This window comes from Leptolyngbya sp. UWPOB_LEPTO1 (genome assembly GCF_017302695.1).
Lineage (GTDB): Bacteria > Cyanobacteriota > Cyanobacteriia > Leptolyngbyales > Leptolyngbyaceae > Leptolyngbya > Leptolyngbya boryana.
This window is the reverse complement of the sequence record NZ_JAFLCJ010000018.1, coordinates 23,273-40,875: the sequence shown is the minus strand read 5'-3', so window position 1 is coordinate 40,875 and position 17,603 is coordinate 23,273. Positions and strand designations below refer to the sequence as shown.

At 47.0% G+C, this 17,603-nt stretch carries 11 protein-coding genes and 1 CRISPR repeat array (1 of these 12 cut by a window edge); of the genes, 6 read left to right on the top strand and 5 right to left on the bottom strand.

Features of this window, described 5'->3' with window-relative positions; genetic code table 11:
• A CRISPR array of direct repeats spans positions 1-1,365; the repeat unit is 36 nt; unit sequence GTTTCCGTCCCCTTGCGGGGTAATGAAGTCCTGAAC; it reaches 249 nt to the left of the window's first position.
• Positions 1,366-1,594: 229 nt separating this feature from the next.
• Positions 1,595-3,592, bottom strand: a complete 1,998-nt coding sequence (gene cas1 / locus J0L70_RS23395) for a CRISPR-associated endonuclease Cas1 (RefSeq protein WP_287456068.1) — start codon at positions 3,590-3,592, stop codon at positions 1,595-1,597.
• A gap of 107 nt (positions 3,593-3,699) precedes the next feature.
• Between cas1 and J0L70_RS23390 the strand changes: the two genes are divergently transcribed.
• Positions 3,700-7,275: an NACHT domain-containing protein gene (locus J0L70_RS23390; RefSeq protein ID WP_287456067.1), complete on the top strand. Its 3,576-nt coding sequence runs from the start codon at positions 3,700-3,702 to the stop codon at positions 7,273-7,275.
• Positions 7,276-7,978: 703 nt separating this feature from the next.
• Here J0L70_RS23390 and J0L70_RS23385 read toward each other — a convergent pair.
• Both J0L70_RS23385 and J0L70_RS23380 read right to left on the bottom strand, forming a co-directional pair.
• Positions 7,979-9,178 (bottom strand): SAVED domain-containing protein, encoded by a 1,200-nt coding sequence (locus tag J0L70_RS23385; protein WP_287456065.1) that lies wholly within the window; start codon positions 9,176-9,178, stop codon positions 7,979-7,981.
• A gap of 106 nt (positions 9,179-9,284) precedes the next feature.
• On the bottom strand, positions 9,285-9,929 hold the full coding sequence (locus tag J0L70_RS23380) for a response regulator (protein WP_287456063.1): 645 nt from the start codon (positions 9,927-9,929) through the stop codon (positions 9,285-9,287).
• A gap of 445 nt (positions 9,930-10,374) precedes the next feature.
• Between J0L70_RS23380 and J0L70_RS23375 the strand changes: the two genes are divergently transcribed.
• Together J0L70_RS23375 and J0L70_RS23370 are read left to right on the top strand one after the other, a co-directional pair.
• Positions 10,375-10,788 (top strand): hypothetical protein, encoded by a 414-nt coding sequence (locus tag J0L70_RS23375; RefSeq protein ID WP_287456062.1) that lies wholly within the window; start codon positions 10,375-10,377, stop codon positions 10,786-10,788.
• Between the two features lie 344 nt (positions 10,789-11,132).
• A complete protein-coding gene (locus tag J0L70_RS23370; RefSeq protein WP_287456060.1) occupies positions 11,133-12,245 on the top strand; it encodes a hybrid sensor histidine kinase/response regulator in 1,113 nt (370 codons plus the stop codon).
• Between the two features lie 37 nt (positions 12,246-12,282).
• On the opposite strand, the gene J0L70_RS23365 is transcribed toward J0L70_RS23370, so the two are convergent.
• A complete protein-coding gene (locus J0L70_RS23365) occupies positions 12,283-12,534 on the bottom strand; it encodes a hypothetical protein (RefSeq protein WP_287456059.1) in 252 nt (83 codons plus the stop codon).
• 41 nt (positions 12,535-12,575) lie between these two features.
• Complete coding sequence (locus tag J0L70_RS23360) at positions 12,576-12,896, bottom strand: hypothetical protein (RefSeq protein ID WP_287456057.1); 321 nt, start codon at positions 12,894-12,896, stop codon at positions 12,576-12,578.
• Positions 12,897-13,202: 306 nt separating this feature from the next.
• Here J0L70_RS23360 and J0L70_RS23355 point away from each other — a divergent pair, with 306 nt between their 5' ends.
• The 3 genes from J0L70_RS23355 to J0L70_RS23345 all read left to right on the top strand — a co-directional run bounded on the left by J0L70_RS23355 (position 13,203) and on the right by J0L70_RS23345 (position 17,600).
• The gene (locus tag J0L70_RS23355) at positions 13,203-13,472 is read left to right on the top strand and encodes a ribbon-helix-helix domain-containing protein (RefSeq protein ID WP_287456055.1); all 270 of its coding nucleotides are present in this window, start codon (positions 13,203-13,205) and stop codon (positions 13,470-13,472) included.
• 656 nt (positions 13,473-14,128) lie between these two features.
• Positions 14,129-14,563 carry a hypothetical protein gene (locus tag J0L70_RS23350; RefSeq protein ID WP_287456053.1) on the top strand — a complete coding sequence of 145 codons (435 nt, stop codon included), beginning with the start codon at positions 14,129-14,131 and terminating at the stop codon, positions 14,561-14,563.
• Positions 14,564-14,732: 169 nt separating this feature from the next.
• Entirely contained in the window at positions 14,733-17,600 is a 2,868-nt protein-coding gene (locus J0L70_RS23345; protein ID WP_287456051.1) for a DUF3987 domain-containing protein, read from the top strand.
• Positions 17,601-17,603 lie beyond the last annotated feature (3 nt).

Genomic DNA, 17,603 nt, shown 5'->3' with positions numbered 1-17,603 from the left:
CAACTCTATCAAGAGCGAGGGTTCATTCTGGAGCTGGTTTCGTTTCCGTCCCCTTGCGGGGTAATGAAGTCCTGAACCAAACTGATGCAAGCGATCGCTCAACCTCAACCTAGTTTCCGTCCCCTTGCGGGGTAATGAAGTCCTGAACTTTGCTTTTGTAAGCGCGATAACTAGCCTTTTTTGTTTCCGTCCCCTTGCGGGGTAATGAAGTCCTGAACCGTGGAGAAATGAATAGCGGGAAATAAAACTTCCGTGTTTCCGTCCCCTTGCGGGGTAATGAAGTCCTGAACTTTTATCTCGCCATCTGATATCTACGGAGAGGGTTTCCGTCCCCTTGCGGGGTAATGAAGTCCTGAACCGCTGCGGGGAACAAGTTGGATGATGTGACTGTTGTTTCCGTCCCCTTGCGGGGTAATGAAGTCCTGAACACCGATGTACCTCAAATGGATGGTACAGAATTTACCGTTTCCGTCCCCTTGCGGGGTAATGAAGTCCTGAACCTGTTCTCGCTGGTATCGGTGGAATTGCATAGAATCGTTTCCGTCCCCTTGCGGGGTAATGAAGTCCTGAACCCGAAGCCTCAGAGACCGAGCCGATCGAAACGTAGTTTCCGTCCCCTTGCGGGGTAATGAAGTCCTGAACAAGGTGTCAAGATAAAGTGCGTGTGGTGGCGACTGTTTCCGTCCCCTTGCGGGGTAATGAAGTCCTGAACACGTCTGAATCCGACAGCTCCGATACACCCGTTGGTTTCCGTCCCCTTGCGGGGTAATGAAGTCCTGAACGTGTTATGAGCTGGTTTGGTTTTGAAAGTCAATGTTTCCGTCCCCTTGCGGGGTAATGAAGTCCTGAACTGCCTGCACAATCTTTGTCGGCGGAAACCCCGTGACGTTTCCGTCCCCTTGCGGGGTAATGAAGTCCTGAACTGGTTGGAAATTTAGGTCAATTGGAAGGAGAATTAGAAGTTTCCGTCCCCTTGCGGGGTAATGAAGTCCTGAACCATTGAGGCTGTTCCCGTTACTGCGCTTCCGCCAATGTGTTTCCGTCCCCTTGCGGGGTAATGAAGTCCTGAACGGTTTGTAACTAAATCTGGATTTAGCTTCTTAATGGTTTCCGTCCCCTTGCGGGGTAATGAAGTCCTGAACTTTCTGGTTGGAGGTTTTGGGTGTTCCTTGCTTCTAAAGTTTCCGTCCCCTTGCGGGGTAATGAAGTCCTGAACAGTGGAGAAGTCCAAGGAGGTTAGAAAGGGAGAGAAGGTTGTTTCCGTCCCCTTGCGGGGTAATGAAGTCCTGAACAAAAAAACCTGCCATTTGTTACGGAATATGAAAGATGGTTTCCGTCCCCTTGCGGGGTAATGAAGTCCTGAACCCCGGCACTTTTAAAGCCTTACGCAGCAAGGGTTTGAGATACCCTAATCTGGAGGAAGCATTTTTACCTAGTCAATAATGAGGGTTCATTCTCAAGAAGCCTCACGGAGAAGAGGCTGAAACCCATGCCAGGAGACTAATCTGAGGGATTCGACGAAATAATGCGGTTTTCAAGGTTCGGCTGTATCCCTCAGATTAGCAGGTTCTCTATGGTTCGGAAATAAGTATATCTACTCTTTCCACCGCATCGGGCGATACACCTCCTGCTCCCCAGTCAGACACCTAATATACTCCCACACCTGCAACTCAAAACAGCGGCGGTAATCCACTTTCAGCCCTGAATTTGGGTGCGAAATTTGCGTCTGTAACCGCTTCTCCCACTGAGTCAAAAACCGCTTCAACCCATCCGGATGCAAATACACCCCACCCCGCTCATCTGGCGGCGTAAAATCCTCCAGTACGAAAATCCTCTTATTCACCAGATAAGCCACCAACGAATCCACCACCAACGCCCGAAACTCCTCAATCAAATCCGACACCAACGCCGGATGATTATCCCGTGGCACATGCAAATTCCCAAAATGCGTATGCAACCCCGCCACCTCCACCATCGAATGCAAATTCTGATGCAGCAACGTATACCCCAAACTCAACAAACTATTCACCGGATCAGTCGGCGGTCGGCGCGTCCGTCGCTCAAAATCCCACTCCCCCTTCAACACCGACGCAAACGCCGGAAAATACAAACTCGCCCCCTGCCCCTCATATCCCAACAACACATCCAACGACTCCGCCAACCCCGCCAACTCCATCAACTCCGCCAAAGCCAAAATCGCCCCCGTCGCCACCTCCGTCTTCCGCCTCCGATTCAACCGCATCAACAACACCCGCGAATTATGCAACTTCGCCCCCACGATCGCCTTCGCCTGCCGCAAAATAAACTCCTCGTCAAACGATCGCTGCACCTGATAAATCAAATACTGCACCTGCGCCTGTCCCGTCGTCTGCAACTGCCCAAAATACTTCCCATTACTCGACAAATACAGCACCGGAATCTTATGCAACAAACACAACGACACCGCCCCATGTGACAAATTCGAGCAACCAAACAACACAATATGCGTCACCCGATTCACCGGAACACTACACTTCAGTTCATCCCGCAAAAACACCTGAAACTGCTTATTCTGCACCCGCACATAAGCCCCCAAATCCGTCACATACAGCGTCGTCATCGGTTCCCTCCAATATCCATCTGAAGAACTGCTACTTGATTTCGGCACTTGCACAATGCTGCAAACCTTCGGCGGTCTGCCCCCCGATTTACCCGATTTCCGTTTCGATCCCTCAATTGCCTTGGTCGCTCTCTCTGGCGCTTCCACCTGTCCCGCCGCAAACCGAAACCCCAAAAACGTAAACGCCTCATCCGGTGCAAAAATCTGCGTCTTCTCCGGCTGCAACGTCAAAAAACTCTCCTCCAGCCACCCCTGCATCAGACCCAACGCCCGATTCGCTCCCATCCAACTCTCCGACACCACCAAACAATCATCCCCATACCGCACCAACGGCAACCCCACCTCCAAACAACGCCTGTCGAACTCTCGCAAATACAAATTCGCCAACGCCCCCGACAACACCCCACCCTGCAACACCCCCTGATTCATCGGCACATACCGCCGCTCAATCACCATCCCCGCCTTCAACTGCTGCTCAATCCACCGCACCAAAATCGGCTCAATCCCCAACCGCTCCACCTCCCCCATCAGCACCGCCCAACAAATCCGATCGAAGAACTGCCGAATATCCGTCTTCAACACCCAAACCGGATGATTTCGATACACCTCCATCACCCGCTCAACTGCCATATAAGTCGAATACCCTGGACGATACGCATAAGCCACCGGACTCAAAGCCCGATCCAACTGCGGATAAATCGCCTGAAGCAAATAGCGCTGCAAAATGCGATCGCGCACAGTCGAAATTCCAACCAGCCGCCGCCCACCGCTCTTTTTCGATAAATAAAATCCCTTTGCTGGACTCGCTTGATAAGTCTCCGATCTCAATTGTTTCAACAGAGATCGCATCTGCTCCTCAACCACTCCTGAAAACAATTCCACCGTCATTCCATCAATTCCAGCCGACGGACTTCTCTGCCGCACCAACTCCCAAGCCACCCACAACTGCTGCTCCAGAATCCGAAATCGTTCTGGGTTGCGTTCTGCTTTCATCGCGCACCTCTCAACTCGATGCTTTCATCATCGCGATCGCAGATCCGGCTCTCGATCTAAGTTCAAGCCAACCGTGTATAACTTTGTATATGAGTTCAATCCTGACGATGGCAAGGCGCACTCTCAAGGCATCACAACCCGGCATCGAAAAGGCAAAACGTGCCCTAAAACGTCTCGGACTCGTGCAAAAAGATTTGACGATCGATCCGCTCATCGCTTCTTGGGGAACCATCAACAACTTCTTCAACGGTCGTGCCATCGACCACACCATTTTCAAAGAAATCTGCTTTCATCTCAATCTCGACTGGCAAGAAATCTACGAGCCACCCGAAGACGATACGCCACCTCAAACCGCAGAACCAAAATCTCAAACCACTTCAGACTCTACTCAAACTGCTGAAGATCCAATCCTTCTTGCTGTTCAACAACAATCGATCGCGGCTCGTGAAGCACTCACTCCCAGAATTCTAGAACGCATTCCCCGCGAAGTAGTCCGTAAAAAGTACCTTCCTGCTATCGATCGCGGAGTCAACGGCGGACAACAGCGAATCATTCCGATTATCGGTGCAGCAGGCTATGGAAAAAGCACGATTTTGGGCGATCTCTACGATGAACTGATTCAAGCTAAAACGCCTTGGGTTGGACTTATTTTGTGTAATGCGCTCTCGATGTCCGCCGCAGTCAGATCGTTCATTTCTTATTCAATGGTTGCTTCTACTTTAGTTGGAGTAACAGACTATAACCCCGCTTCCCCCTCGTCCTATCAAGCCTCGATGATCGAAAATGGCTTCGGTCAGAGCCTCTGCGGAACTTCTCGCTCCATTCTCGAAGTAACTCGCCATCTCAACCATACTTATGGTCAAGGTGTTCTCCTGATCGACACCTTAGATTTAGTCATCAGCCGAGACTTCATCCCTGCATTTGTTCCCATCCTGAGACAACTTTTAGAACAAGGAACAACCATTGTTTTCACCTGTCGCGATCATGAATACAACGACTATCTAGAACCCACTCGCGAACGTCTCCCTGGCATTGCTCAAACGATCGATCGCCACACTGTCCCAAACTTCACCACCTCTGAAATCCGCGCTGCTGCCGAAACCTTCTTCCAAAAAATTGATCCCAAACGTGGACAAACTTTTGCAGATAACATTCTGTCCCTTTCTGCCGATAATCGATCGCTTCGAGACATCATCGAAAATCCGTTACTTTTAGCTTTACTCTGCGACCTATTTGCCCAAGAAGGCAATGTTCCGCCCGATCTCACAGTCAGTAAACTCTACAAGCGCTACTGGAGTGAAAAGATTGCCTACAGTCGCGCCGATCAGAGTCATTTCAAACCATTAGCGATCGAGAAAGAAAATCTCTGTCTTACGATCACTCGTGTCCTATTTGAAATGTCTCAAACCCAACTCTGTGAATCAATTTACCGCGATGAAATCGGAGTGCAATTCACAGAGTTAACGACTCAAGCTTATGCTGATCTATTCAGCGAAGGAGTGCTAGAAAGTCTGCCTTCTAGTAAAATTCACTTCTTTCACCAAACTTTACTGGAATATGCGATCGCATATTGGCTCACTCGCCACACTGCACAACCTCAACGCAATCAATGGCTTGAAAGACTCAGAAATCCTGCATCTCAGTCGATTAACCATTGGTATCCAGTTCTACGCCAATATCTCACAATCGCCGAAACTGATGATGAGTTTGAACAGTTAGCAGAACAACTCGGCACACATCATCTCGGAATCTTTAGCGCGATCGTGTTTGCTGCTGCGAGCCGCGATCGTCCTGATGCACTTCTAAAACTCTTACCGACCGCACTCAAGTCAGGAGAGTCCTATCAGAAGCGATTACAGCAAGCTTTAGAATCCGCACCTCGTCAATTTGCTGAAGAAGTTTGGTCAATGATGGTAACACTCCTATCACAGGGAAGTCATGCGATCGCCATCAATACTGCCCGCACCATGAACGCTCTCGCAATCCGATGGTGGGATCAACTCAGTTCACGATTAGCTGATGCGATCGCTGCCGTTGCAGAACGTTCTTCGACTCAAGATCAATCAATGATTTTGGGCTGGCTTGTTCAGGATAGTCTGTCTCTGCTTCAAGATCGATCGAATCCAATCTTACTTGCTTCGCTCCGTCAGTTTTATCCACGATTCGGTGCAAGAAGCTGTGTCAAGATTGTTCAGCTTCATCTCACAAGCCCAGTCGAAGTGCAAGAAGAACTGCTCCTTAGAATGCTAGAGCAAGCTATTCCAGACAACGTGGAGCTAGAAGAGATCACCGCACAATTTCTAGCCGCATTCATGGAAGCTGGACTTCAAAAGCTTTGGTCTTCTTGGTTAGAAGCTTTGCATCAAGTGAACCCGTCAGGGTGGGATGTCATTCAAGCAAGAGCGATCGGACTTTGCACGGTCAAAAATCCTGAAATCATTACTCTAATTCTACAAGATCTACTAGAGCACACCCCTCCCGAACCTCGGCGAAACTCGATCGTACTGTCTGAAGCTCTTCGCCAGGGGGCTGAAATCGAAGTCGCTGAAAAACTGCTTCAATGCCCTTTTGAGCAACTTGAACCCCGATATTTCAGCACAGTCACAAGCTTCCTCAGAATGCAAGGACACCTTTTCTCACCCGACTATCAAGAAGCGATCGCTCAAAAGCTCAAACCATTCATAGCCCAATATGCAGAGCGCCTTCGTCCCGCATTCGACACATTAGCTGATCAATCGATGACCGCGCGTGAACTATTCCGCCAATTAGTCTCCGAACTCTCTCCCAAAAAGCAAGCCGAGTATGAAGGGCGACTTCTCCGATTTATCCCGATCGAGCAACATCCGCCCCTAGAAACTCTCGATAAAGAATCTCAGCTATTTCTGCTCAAGCTTTATCGCACCGAAGTCTCCCCAAAAGCAGCCGAGCAACTCTTACAAGCCACTCATTCAAAGTATAAGGAAGTTGCGATCGCAGCTTCTCAAGAGTTGTATTCTTTGATAGGAGATCAGCTATCTCTAGCATTTGTAATTGGACTATTACGCTCTAGATTTCCAGGAGTACGGGTGAATGGATTAACTGCGATCGCTCAAATGACAGATCGGGGAAAGACCTTACACGCAACCGAACTAACGGAAATTGCGATCGCGCTAAAAAACGAAGACAACCAAGCGATTGTCTGTTTATGGTGTGAGATTGCAGCAAATTGGATTCAAACTTATCGACAGGTTCCACCCAATGTCGCCGATGCAATTGGACATCCACTGCCGCGTTTGGTCGAGAAGCAACTTTTGGATGGAGGAAGCTGCCGAAATTTACTGGCTGCACTCAAAGCGATCGCGCAAAGTATTGGAGGCGAATCGACAGTTGATATTCCCACGTTAAAAGACTGGGTAATCCTGCTTCTCACGAGTATCGATCTGATTCGAGTGATCAATAGTGAGCCAGAAGTGATTGATTTGCTTTGCGCGATTCATCGACTCGATCAAACCTTTATTGTGAGACTGGTTGAGCAGGAATGTTTAATCTTCTCGCAGCGAGGATGGTGGAAAAATATTGCTCCCATTCTGAAAGCAGTTCGACGAATTGATCAAGTGCGATCGCCGTTATTCGATCGAGTGCTGTCGAGTGACTGGTGTACTCCAGAAGTTGAGGGGATGATTTTGGAGATTCGTGGCATTTAGCAACCCGTCATGACAACACTCAATTATTTTTTAATGTTCTAAATTACACAAATGCAAGTACGCTTCAGATATAGTGAATTCGTTTTAACGATTCAAGCTACCTGAGTAATACTACTCATCGAACTATAGAGAACCCCCAAATCTGAGGGATACAGCCGAACCTTGAAAACCGCATTATTTCGTCGAATCCCTCAGATGATGCTCCTAGTCTGGGTTTCAGCCTCTTCTCAGTGAGGCTTATTGAGAATGAACCCTCATTATTGACTAGGTAAAAATGCTTCCCTCAGATTAGGTGTCTCAAACCCTTGCTGTGTAAGGCTTTAAAAGTGCCGGGGTTCAGAACTTCATTACCCCGCAAGGGGACGGAAACTTTTGGCCGTTCTTGGTGCCAACTCTACCGCCGGTTCAGGAATTCATTACCCCGCAAGGGGACGGAAACATGGTTTGATGCAACCCGATCGCGTCAAATGCTGGATTGGGTTCAGGAATTCATTACCCCGCAAGGGGACGGAAACAGCGGCAACGGATGATTGACTTGTCTTCGTTTTAGTTGGATTTGTTAAGACGAAGAAACGGATGAGCTGTGGATCTGTAGCAGAGATTTACAAGGATAGAAGAACTTAAGAACACACCGATCGACCATCCGTTTCTTCTCTCCTCACCCATCTGCCCCGCGTCTCAACACACCCGCCATCCGCTGCCCTCAGATCCTCACCGAAGCCTGATACCCCTGCCTCCCATCAAACTCATACGTCAACACCTCCCCAAACCTCGATCGCATTCCCAAAAACAGCGCAAACCCCACCGGACAAAACAGAACCAAATGCACACACCGCGCCCCATAGCGATCGCGACACTCCCGAATCAACCGCCGCCCATCGATCGCCAACGCCACTGCATCCCCATCCGACGCGATCACATCTTCCCCTGTCCCAGAAACAGGCTCCGCATACACCACCGCATCAAACCCGCCAGACTGATACAGCCGAAACGCAGCATCTCGCCCCGACCCAGTAACCGCCAACATCAACAGCAAATCCTCACCCGGCTGTCCCACTTCTTCGATTACATGAAACATTGCATCCGACCTCTGCGCCGAAGACTTCCAAAGCAAATCTCGACCAGATGTACGCTGCAAAACCTGGAGCGTATACCCTTCCACATCTAAAAACTTAGTCCCGATCGCGAACGCAGCACTCAGTGGAATTTGCCCTCGCACATCAATCACAGATCCCATTGGAAAAGACTGCTTCGCCTCATCCAAACTCGGAAACAACTGCTTATCCCAAATCTCTTGAGTCGCAGTTCGACGAGGAAAAACATCCAAGTCAAAATGCTCCGTCCAATCGAGTTCTACAGTTGGCACACCTTCAAAGCTTCGTCGTTTCCAGCCTTGTATCCACAAACTTAAAGGAGCAACCGCAGTTGGAGAAGACTGAACCATGTGCGATCGCTGCATTTCCTCAGCAACACCCCGCAATGATTTCGCAATACTTGCAAATGCCTCGTCTTGATTTTCCCATTGCGTAATCGGTTTACCATCTTTCGGCAATGCTTGCAGCTTCCCAAACGGTGCGAATTCCCAATCTACAGGTTTGAGAATAATCGGAATAACTTTAGCTGCACCAGTTTCATGACGTTCTAATGCCCGCTTCATTTCTAAGTCATAGCAATAGTCCGAAGCCAGAAAATTGACACTGACTAGCAGCAAAATGATCTGAGCCGTTTCCAGATGATGATCAATTGCATTTGCCCATTCTTGCCCTGCTGTAATTTTACGATCGTGCCATGTTGCGATCGCACCCTGACGCTCTAGTAGTTTCAGATGCTTTGCTAACTCGTCTCGCAGCGATTCATCTAAATGGGAATAAGAGAAAAAGATCGAGATAGCAGGATTACTCATTGTGATGCGATCGAACACTTGGCTTGTTCTATAGAATATCCTCTCAGTAGACCAATGTTCTGTTTTTGACCAATTCTGTTGAAAGTTTGATTGCGTATACGATCGTTCAGCGAATGATTCCAGCCCTCATGGAAATCGCAACAGCCTGAGCGCGATCGTTCGCATGAAGCTTGTCCAAAATGCTCCGAATATAGGACTTCACAGTACTCAAACTGATATAAAGCCTCTCAGCAATCACATCATTTCTGTATCCCTGCACAATCAACTCCAGAACTTCAATTTCCTGAGCCGTCAACGGTGGATCAATCCGTTTCACCTGAGCATTCGCAGTTCGAGCATACTTTAATACAATTCGTGAGATCGCTGGATCTAGCCACGGTTCCCCCTCATAAGTCGTCCTCAAAGCTTCAATCAACCAGTCACTTTTACTAGTCTTAATGCAGTAGGAACTCACTCCAGAGGTAAATGCCTCAAACACCAGCGATTCGTCAACATATCCCGTCAAAATCAGAAACTTTGTCTGAGCATCATCACGATTAGAAGACCGAAACTTCCGAACCAGTTCAAGTCCGTTGTAGTCCGGAAGAACAATATCAACGATCGCCACATCCGGCTGAGTTGTCTGCAACAACAACAATCCATCATTCGCAGTTGCCGCATCTCCCACAACCTGAATTTCACTTTTCCCTGCTAAAACACTTCTGATTCCTACGCAAAGTAAGCTGTGATCTTCAATAATTGCGACTCGCATTCCCACCTCGCTCACCCTGTAGCTTTGTCATTTGCAACACAACTTTCAGCAATTCAAGCTTCACTCACTCCGTCAAAAACAGAGCACAGATCGATAAAACAAATGTGTGGCAGACCTAATCCCTGAGTGCGTAACAAAAACCTACAGAACAACTTAAAACTTCCGTAAAGCTTGCACGAGCTTTTGTAAAAATCCGATTAAGTAGGACTTTATAAAATGAGCTTCTTTTTCTGACTTCACCCTGTTCCAAATTCTAAATTGGCACAATCAACATCAAGAATGAGCACCCGTGCCACGAAAGTTATCAAAGCTTGATTGATTAAGGAAAGTGTTTAGCTTGATCAAGCAAATATAGTCTTTCAATGAAACAGAACAGCTTTCAATTCGTCGAATTGCACAAGCCTCTTAGGATAAAACTTGACAACCTCTACACAACGGTTGCCTTATGCCCCAATCAAAATCTAAAGCTACTTCAACAGATTCACATGAATCTGCCCCTAGCAAAGGCGAAAGTTGCCGTCCGACCTTTTATATGTCGGCTGATCTGCTTGCTGCGATCGATGAGCAATGCGCGACCGAAGGCAGCAAAAAGAGATCGCCCTTGATCTCAGAAATCCTGCAAATCGTTTTGACCTCTGAAACTGGGCAAGCCCTCAGATTACAAGCACGAGAGAACCAGCATAGCCTTGCTGAAGAACTCAAGCGTAATCTAATTTTGTTCAATACTGCCATTCCGATCGAGCAAATTCGCTCACTGGCAACAAGTAGTCAGCGCAATCCTGATCAAATGGTGATTCATCTAATTCTGCTCGGATTACAGGCTTACCAACAGCAACACAAAAATCCAACCGTAAACTAGAAAACTCAGTCATGTTGTGGACACCTGAGAAATTGACCACTCCATCATGCAGAATTTGCAGTCTTTCCAATCCACAAATTGTCTACTTCGACTCAAATTTTGACCATTTGGACACTTTGTACCTGCTTCACGGTTTCTATAACTTCCGCTACACTAATTTTCTAAGTAACCTCTTTGAGACTTGTTCTTATTTTTACAGTTGTGATTTCAATCAGCGTTTTGATTGCTGGCAATTCTGGAAATCAGGAAGTTGATTGATGTGACAAAATTAGCAGCGCTGAAAATCAGGGTGCAGTTTTAGGGTGCAGCGTCATTTGTCATCTTGCTCGATAATCTGTGAATCTATGCACTCAAGATCCGCGCGTTCAGTTGTTCCCGTTAAACAAATTCTCCTCGTTGATGATACGCCCAGCAGTTTGAATATCATTCGTGATGCACTAGAATATCAAGGCTATGAAGTTGCGATCGCACAAAGTGGGCGAGAAGCTCTCATCATCATTTCTCAATCACCACCCGACTTAATTTTGATAGATGTGGTCATGCCAGAAATGGATGGGTATGAAGTCACTCGACAGATCCATGAAAATTCGCAGTTACCGTTTATTCCCATTGTGTTGATCACTGCTTATGAGTACACCTTGATGGATGCCTTAGATGCAGGTGCGATCGACATCCTGGAAAAATCAGGACGTTTAGATGAGCTAGTCGCACGAGTTGCGAACCTACTCACCGTTAAGCAGACTTGGGATGATCAAGTCCAAATTCATGAGGAACAAGCATTGATGCTCGTCGGTCTAACACATGATTTGAGAAGTCCATTGATTGCAGCCAGCCAAGTCCTTGAACAAATTCAAGTAGGGACTTTCGGCAATACCCTGACCGAACTGCAACCACCACTCGCTCAGGTCAAGAGCAATAATCAAACTCTGATTAATCTGGTCGAGACTGCTCTAGAAGCTTATCAATACAACACCCACAATAAGACCTTTGCCTTCCTCCCAGTAGACTTAACTGAACTCAGCCGGGAGGTATTAGCAGAATTGCGATCGCTTGCGACTTCAAAGGGGTTAGATCTACGCCTCTCAAGCAGCGAAACAATCGAAATTTTAGGAGATCGATTAGAACTTCAGCGCCTTCTGATTAATCTCGTGAGCAACGCCATTCAATTCACAGAGACAGGTTTTGTTGAAGTTCAACTTCGGCAAACTGCTAATGAAGATGGAGTAGGTCGGGCTATCATCGAAGTCATTGATACAGGAATCGGCTTCTCTGAATCTGAGCAAGCAAAGCTATTTCAGCGATTCATATCAACCCAAAATTCTCGATCGTTGAGTGGGCTAGGACTGTATTTATGCCAACAAATTGTGGAAGCACACCAAGGAAGCATTCACGTACAATCCACTAGCTCTCAAGGAACGACATTTCTCGTCGATTTACCAGCGATCGCAAAGCGTTAAAGTTCTAATTCGAGGGCTGCAATCAGCCCTCTGAACTCTATAGTCGTCTTCTACGATGAAGACTGCGTAGCTGTTCTGACTGCCACCAAGTTGTACTCAATGTTCTCAAGCCCTCTAATCGGTAGCTCCATTGATAAGTTTGTGCTTCTGTCTGAAAGCACCAAATACCAACGATCGTGCCAACTTCTTTCGTCGTTTTCACTTTGACAACTTGAAAGAACGAAAACTCTGGCAACGGGACAGTTGGATTAAGTATCAGAACTCCCTGAGTTGGAGATTCATTCGTCATGGCTTTAGTTCTCCATAATTTTGGGTTCCAATTGGTTAACATCAGAAAATAGAGTCGTAATTACTCTCGCCATCGGTGTAATCTCCTACACCATCCATCCATCCAAACGCAAAATGCTGACGCGGACTGTAATGCTGAATTTTGCCTGATTCATCCCTGGGCTGTTTCTTCAACTGAGCGACATACCCTTCGAGATAAGCTTCATGGGCATATACGGGTAAGCGCCCGAAAGCCGCATCATTTGCTCCATCCGTGTAGTAAGTTTCATCAATCTCTTGGCAAGTCTTGGATTCTCGCTGTGCGGCTTCGCTGCACTTGGGACGTTCAAACTCGTCTGCCTGACGATCAGTAATCAATGACATAATGAACAATGCTCCTAAATCTGGATAGGTTTGGGACAAGGAGTGCTTTTTGCTTGGTCGGCGGGCACTCCTTTCTCATGCAAGCGATCGAGAAGCTAAATCGTCCCCTTACCTGTTCTTTGCTCATCTATTCAGTATTATATCCCGCGTGTACGTGGGATATAGAATTTAGAAGCTAGAGTTTAATTCAAATGTCTGATCCATCCTGTCGAAAAATCCGCGTCTCGATAAGCTAGGCTAATTGTCTGTCTACCCTTGTACACTAGGGCAGGAGCTAATTTTTCTTTTCCAAGGAGCCTAGCTGCGATGGCACAACCTCCAATTCGTCCTGACGTTCTGACTCGGTTTCAGACACAAAACGACATTCCAATGGCAAAAACTCCGTTGTCGGTACGAATGCCTGAAGACATTGATGAGATCGTGCGAGCAAAACCGAATCGAACCCAATGGCTACGCGATGCCATTCTAGAAAAGCTCGATCGAGAAGGCGAACTTCCAGCGCAAGAGACATCTCCGATCGATTCATCTGTTACCAAAAAGACGATAAAACCTATCCGATCTGCACCAAAAAAATAGCCAGATGGATACTGTTCCTTCAGCCGCACTCAAATTCCATTTAACAAAGATTGTCCAATGAGTCTTTAAAACTAGCCGAATGGATAATAATATTTTGGACTCGTTATCCATGACAAAAAAATCTTCAGATTCATCAGTTAAATTCAGTTTTGTTCTTTGAGATAGATTCGCAATTTCTTCCTCAGATTTCCTCAATTTTCCTCATAGATTACACGGAGATTGAGTGAAATAAATCCTAAAAACCGATAAGTTTTTAACTTCAGTATTATCGAAATGAACTTTTAATTTAAATCACATTTAATTGAATACATTGACGAATAGAAACGACTTAAATCCTGAATTAATGGAGTCTTAAAGCACATCTTTCTTAGTACTACTTAGTTCAAGTTTGTGATTTTAATTACGAATACACTGATTAGAACTCAAATCATCTTCTTTTTTAGGTTGCGTAATTTTGCCAAAGTCTGTATAACTTGAGAAAAGTTTCCAGGGCGCACTTCACTACCTATTCTCGATTACGATTCTTCTACGAATTGCGAGTTCTTTTAATCTTAGAACCTGTCTTTCTTCAGTTTCTGAAATTCTCAAGTCTTCATCTTTTGAGAATTCTAGAAACTCTCATTACTCATCATTTCTATCTTCTGGAGGAACATCGGATGCAACGCTCCCAACCTCAGAGATACGATTACCGTACACGCATTCAAGTCCCCATGAATAGTTCGGATGCCGTACTGCTTGACTATCTCAAAACTGATTACCGCCAAGTCGCTTCGCAGAAGGAGATGCAGCTTTCTGCTTTGCGGGCTTACTGGCTTCCGATCGCATATGAATCCTTACGAGAACGCGGGGGTTCTGTCTCTGACGAAGAGCTATCACGAATGGCACAAAACTGCATCTTACATCTACGAGAACGGGCTGAGGTACTACGACAGCGATTCTGCCCTAAGTTGAACCTGCGCGCCGATCTACCAAGAACCACGCAGCCACTTCCGAATACCGAGAGTGCTATGGTTCCAAGGCAATTGCTTCCTCCTGGCAACGATGCACAGTTCAATCGATCGAACAATGGAGACCGAAATCATCTCTGCTAAAGTGCATCCCTGATTCGATTTCAAACTTCAGCGAACCAAAGCTCACGAAGGTTAAACGCCTAATTGCTATTTTCATCGTCTAAAGCGTCAGTTTCTTCAACAAGCTGACCCGGCTTTTGCATGGAGAGATTGCTTTCAATCCTACATTACAAACCTCATGGAGGCTCAGATGACTTTTGTTTCCAACAATCAGTCTGCATTTGATATTCGACAATGGGTGGAGCTAGATAGCTCCGGACGCGCGGTCTGTCCTTCCTGTGTTCAAGATGGCAAACCAAAACAGAAAAATCTCAGCATCGATCTCTCAACTGGAGCCTACCGCTGTTGGCGAGGATGTACTCGAGATCAGATTCGTGCCGCATTGGGAAATTCAAAATCTAGTAGCTCTAAATCACGAGCTATACTCACGACTAGCACCCCATCCCGGCGCAAATCTCGGTTGATTTCACGCAATGAAGTTCTACTCTCTCAGCAGCGTCTCTTGAATCACAACGATAAACCTCAGCAACACGCTCGGCAATGGCTAGAGCAGCGCGGTTTCACGCCCGAAATGATTCACTTCTACCATATTGGATTAGAACGGTGGCAGCAGAATGGAGAACATTACTGGTCAATCGCACTTCACATTCCAGCAAATCAAGAAGACCAGTTCTATCGCAAGCTCAGAATTTCACCTTGGTTGAATCATCTTGAACTTCCCAAATGGAGCCAAGCAGGAGTGCCTGCCACTCTCTTTCATACCTACACTCCCGACGATGCAGAAGCCACTTGGTTCTGTGAGGGAGAATGGGATGCGATGCAGTTAGGTTGGCTCGCGCGGCAGCATAAGGCAAAAGTTGCAGTCTGCTGCTCAACGGCAGGGTGTGGTGCGATTCCGCCGCAATCCCAGTTGAATGAGCTACCTGGCACTGTATTCATTTTCTTCGATCGTAATGATACCCCTACGAAAAATGGCACGATTCCAGGAGAAGAGGGAGCGAAGAAATTAGCACAAGCATTGGGGGAGCGGGGCAAAATCGCTCAAGTTCCTATGCCTTCAGATTGTGCGATCGCAGGTTGGGATGTCTCTAATGCCATTGAAGCAGGGTTCACCTGGGGAGACTTTGAACAAGCAGCTTCTTCCGCAATTTTCCCAGAACCCTCCAATTCTCAAACGGAAGCCAGGGTGCTGCGCGAACTCCTAGAAGAAGCGCTCAGCGAAAACCACACTCCGTTTCAGCGAGAAATCGCACTGATGGATGCAGCCAGGACAAAAGGTATTCCCTATCGAGATATCAACATTCTTGCAAGTGCCATTCATACCGAACAGGAAACGACCTTAGATCAAGCTCAATCCACACTCAAACTTCAAGACCTTCTGAGATCGCGTCCTACTGCGTTCAACCTCCATGACTTTCTCGAACCTTGGTTTGCTGAGATTCTCACCAAGACCGCAAATGCAATGCCGACGACTCCAGAGTTTTTGTTTACCACACTCCTTCCTGCTGCTGCGAGTCGAATTGGAACCGCCGCCCAAGTCGTGATCAAACCCAGTGCAAAGTACACTCAGCCGATGGTGATTTGGAGTGCGATCGTCGCTCAGTCCGGCAGCATGAAAACCCCTGCCCAACGCATCATTCTTGATCCACTCACAACTTTGGAAAAAGAGGCACACAAACGGTACGAAGCTGAAATGGAGGAATACGAACAACTCAGAGCCGCAGGGGAACAAGTTAAAAAGCCAGTTCGCAAACGCTACTTGACCAAGGATTCTACGATCGAGACATTGCAACGCACTCATGCTGAAAATCCGAGAGGGATTCTCTACTATCGGGATGAGCTTGCTGGAGCGATTAAAGGACGGAACCAGTATCGCAGAGGTCAAGGAGCAGACGAAGAAGCAGAATTGGATCAGTGGACGGGGTCGGCTGTGATTGTCGATCGTGCTGAAAAAGCAGTGTGTATTCCCGATTCTGCAATCTGCCGAACTGGAGCAATCCAGTGGGAAGTACTCGCTGATTTGATGGGCGATCATCATGATGCCAATGGAGCTTGGAGCCGATGGTTATTCTGTGCCGCAGATGCGCCTCCCCGCTACTTGAACCTATCCGAAGATGAGCCAGATACCCAAATTACTGAAGCACTCATCTGGCTCTATCGTCAGCTAGAGCAATTACCAAAACAAGACTACTTCTTATCAACTGAAGCAAAGTGTCTATTTGAGGCATGGCAGCATCAGTTAGTCGATGCTCAACGCGCAGAAACCGCGATCGGGCTACAACTCGTTTATCCCAAAATTGAAGCATATACAGCTCGGCTTGCCTTGTGGTTACACATCGTCAACACTGTTCTAAGTCAGCAATTCCCATCTCAAATCATTGATGACCAAACAATGGAACAAGCAATTCAGCTTGCCGCTTACTATCTTTGGCAACATCGACTGATTCATACCCACAATTCACCAGATTCAGGATTAGCTGCGATCGCACTCAAAATCCAGAAATTTGCAGAGCGAGTTGGCGAAGTAACCGCCTCACGTTTGAAAAGCGGAATTCGATCGCTGAGAAACGTTACGACCGAGAAAATTCGACAGCTCATGCAGCTTCTAGCAAATGCCGGATATGCTTCAATTCAGGGAACTGGAACACACATGAAATTAGTTTCAGTCTCTAATGCCTTTGCAAGTCCAGCAGAAATTGACAGGAATGACCGTCCATTGACGATCGCGTCATCTTCTACAGTTCCACCAGTTTCAACACTTCCGCCCTCCATTGACAAAACTGACGACCCCAAAACCATACATAAACCCGACAGTACCCATATCCCAAACGAGACTTCATCTCCTCAAATACTCAAACTAGGAGATGAGATCGAGGTTTGGCGAAATAATTGCTGGATTCGAGCAATTTATGTCGGTGCATTGCCCAATTTAGTCCTTTCGCATCTCACACGAAAACTTGACGATGCACATCAAATCCGGTTCAGCACTCAATCCCGCTCAGATTGCCCCCAGCGAGTTGCCTTTTCAGATTTACGTTGTATCCCCAGCATGACCTAGACA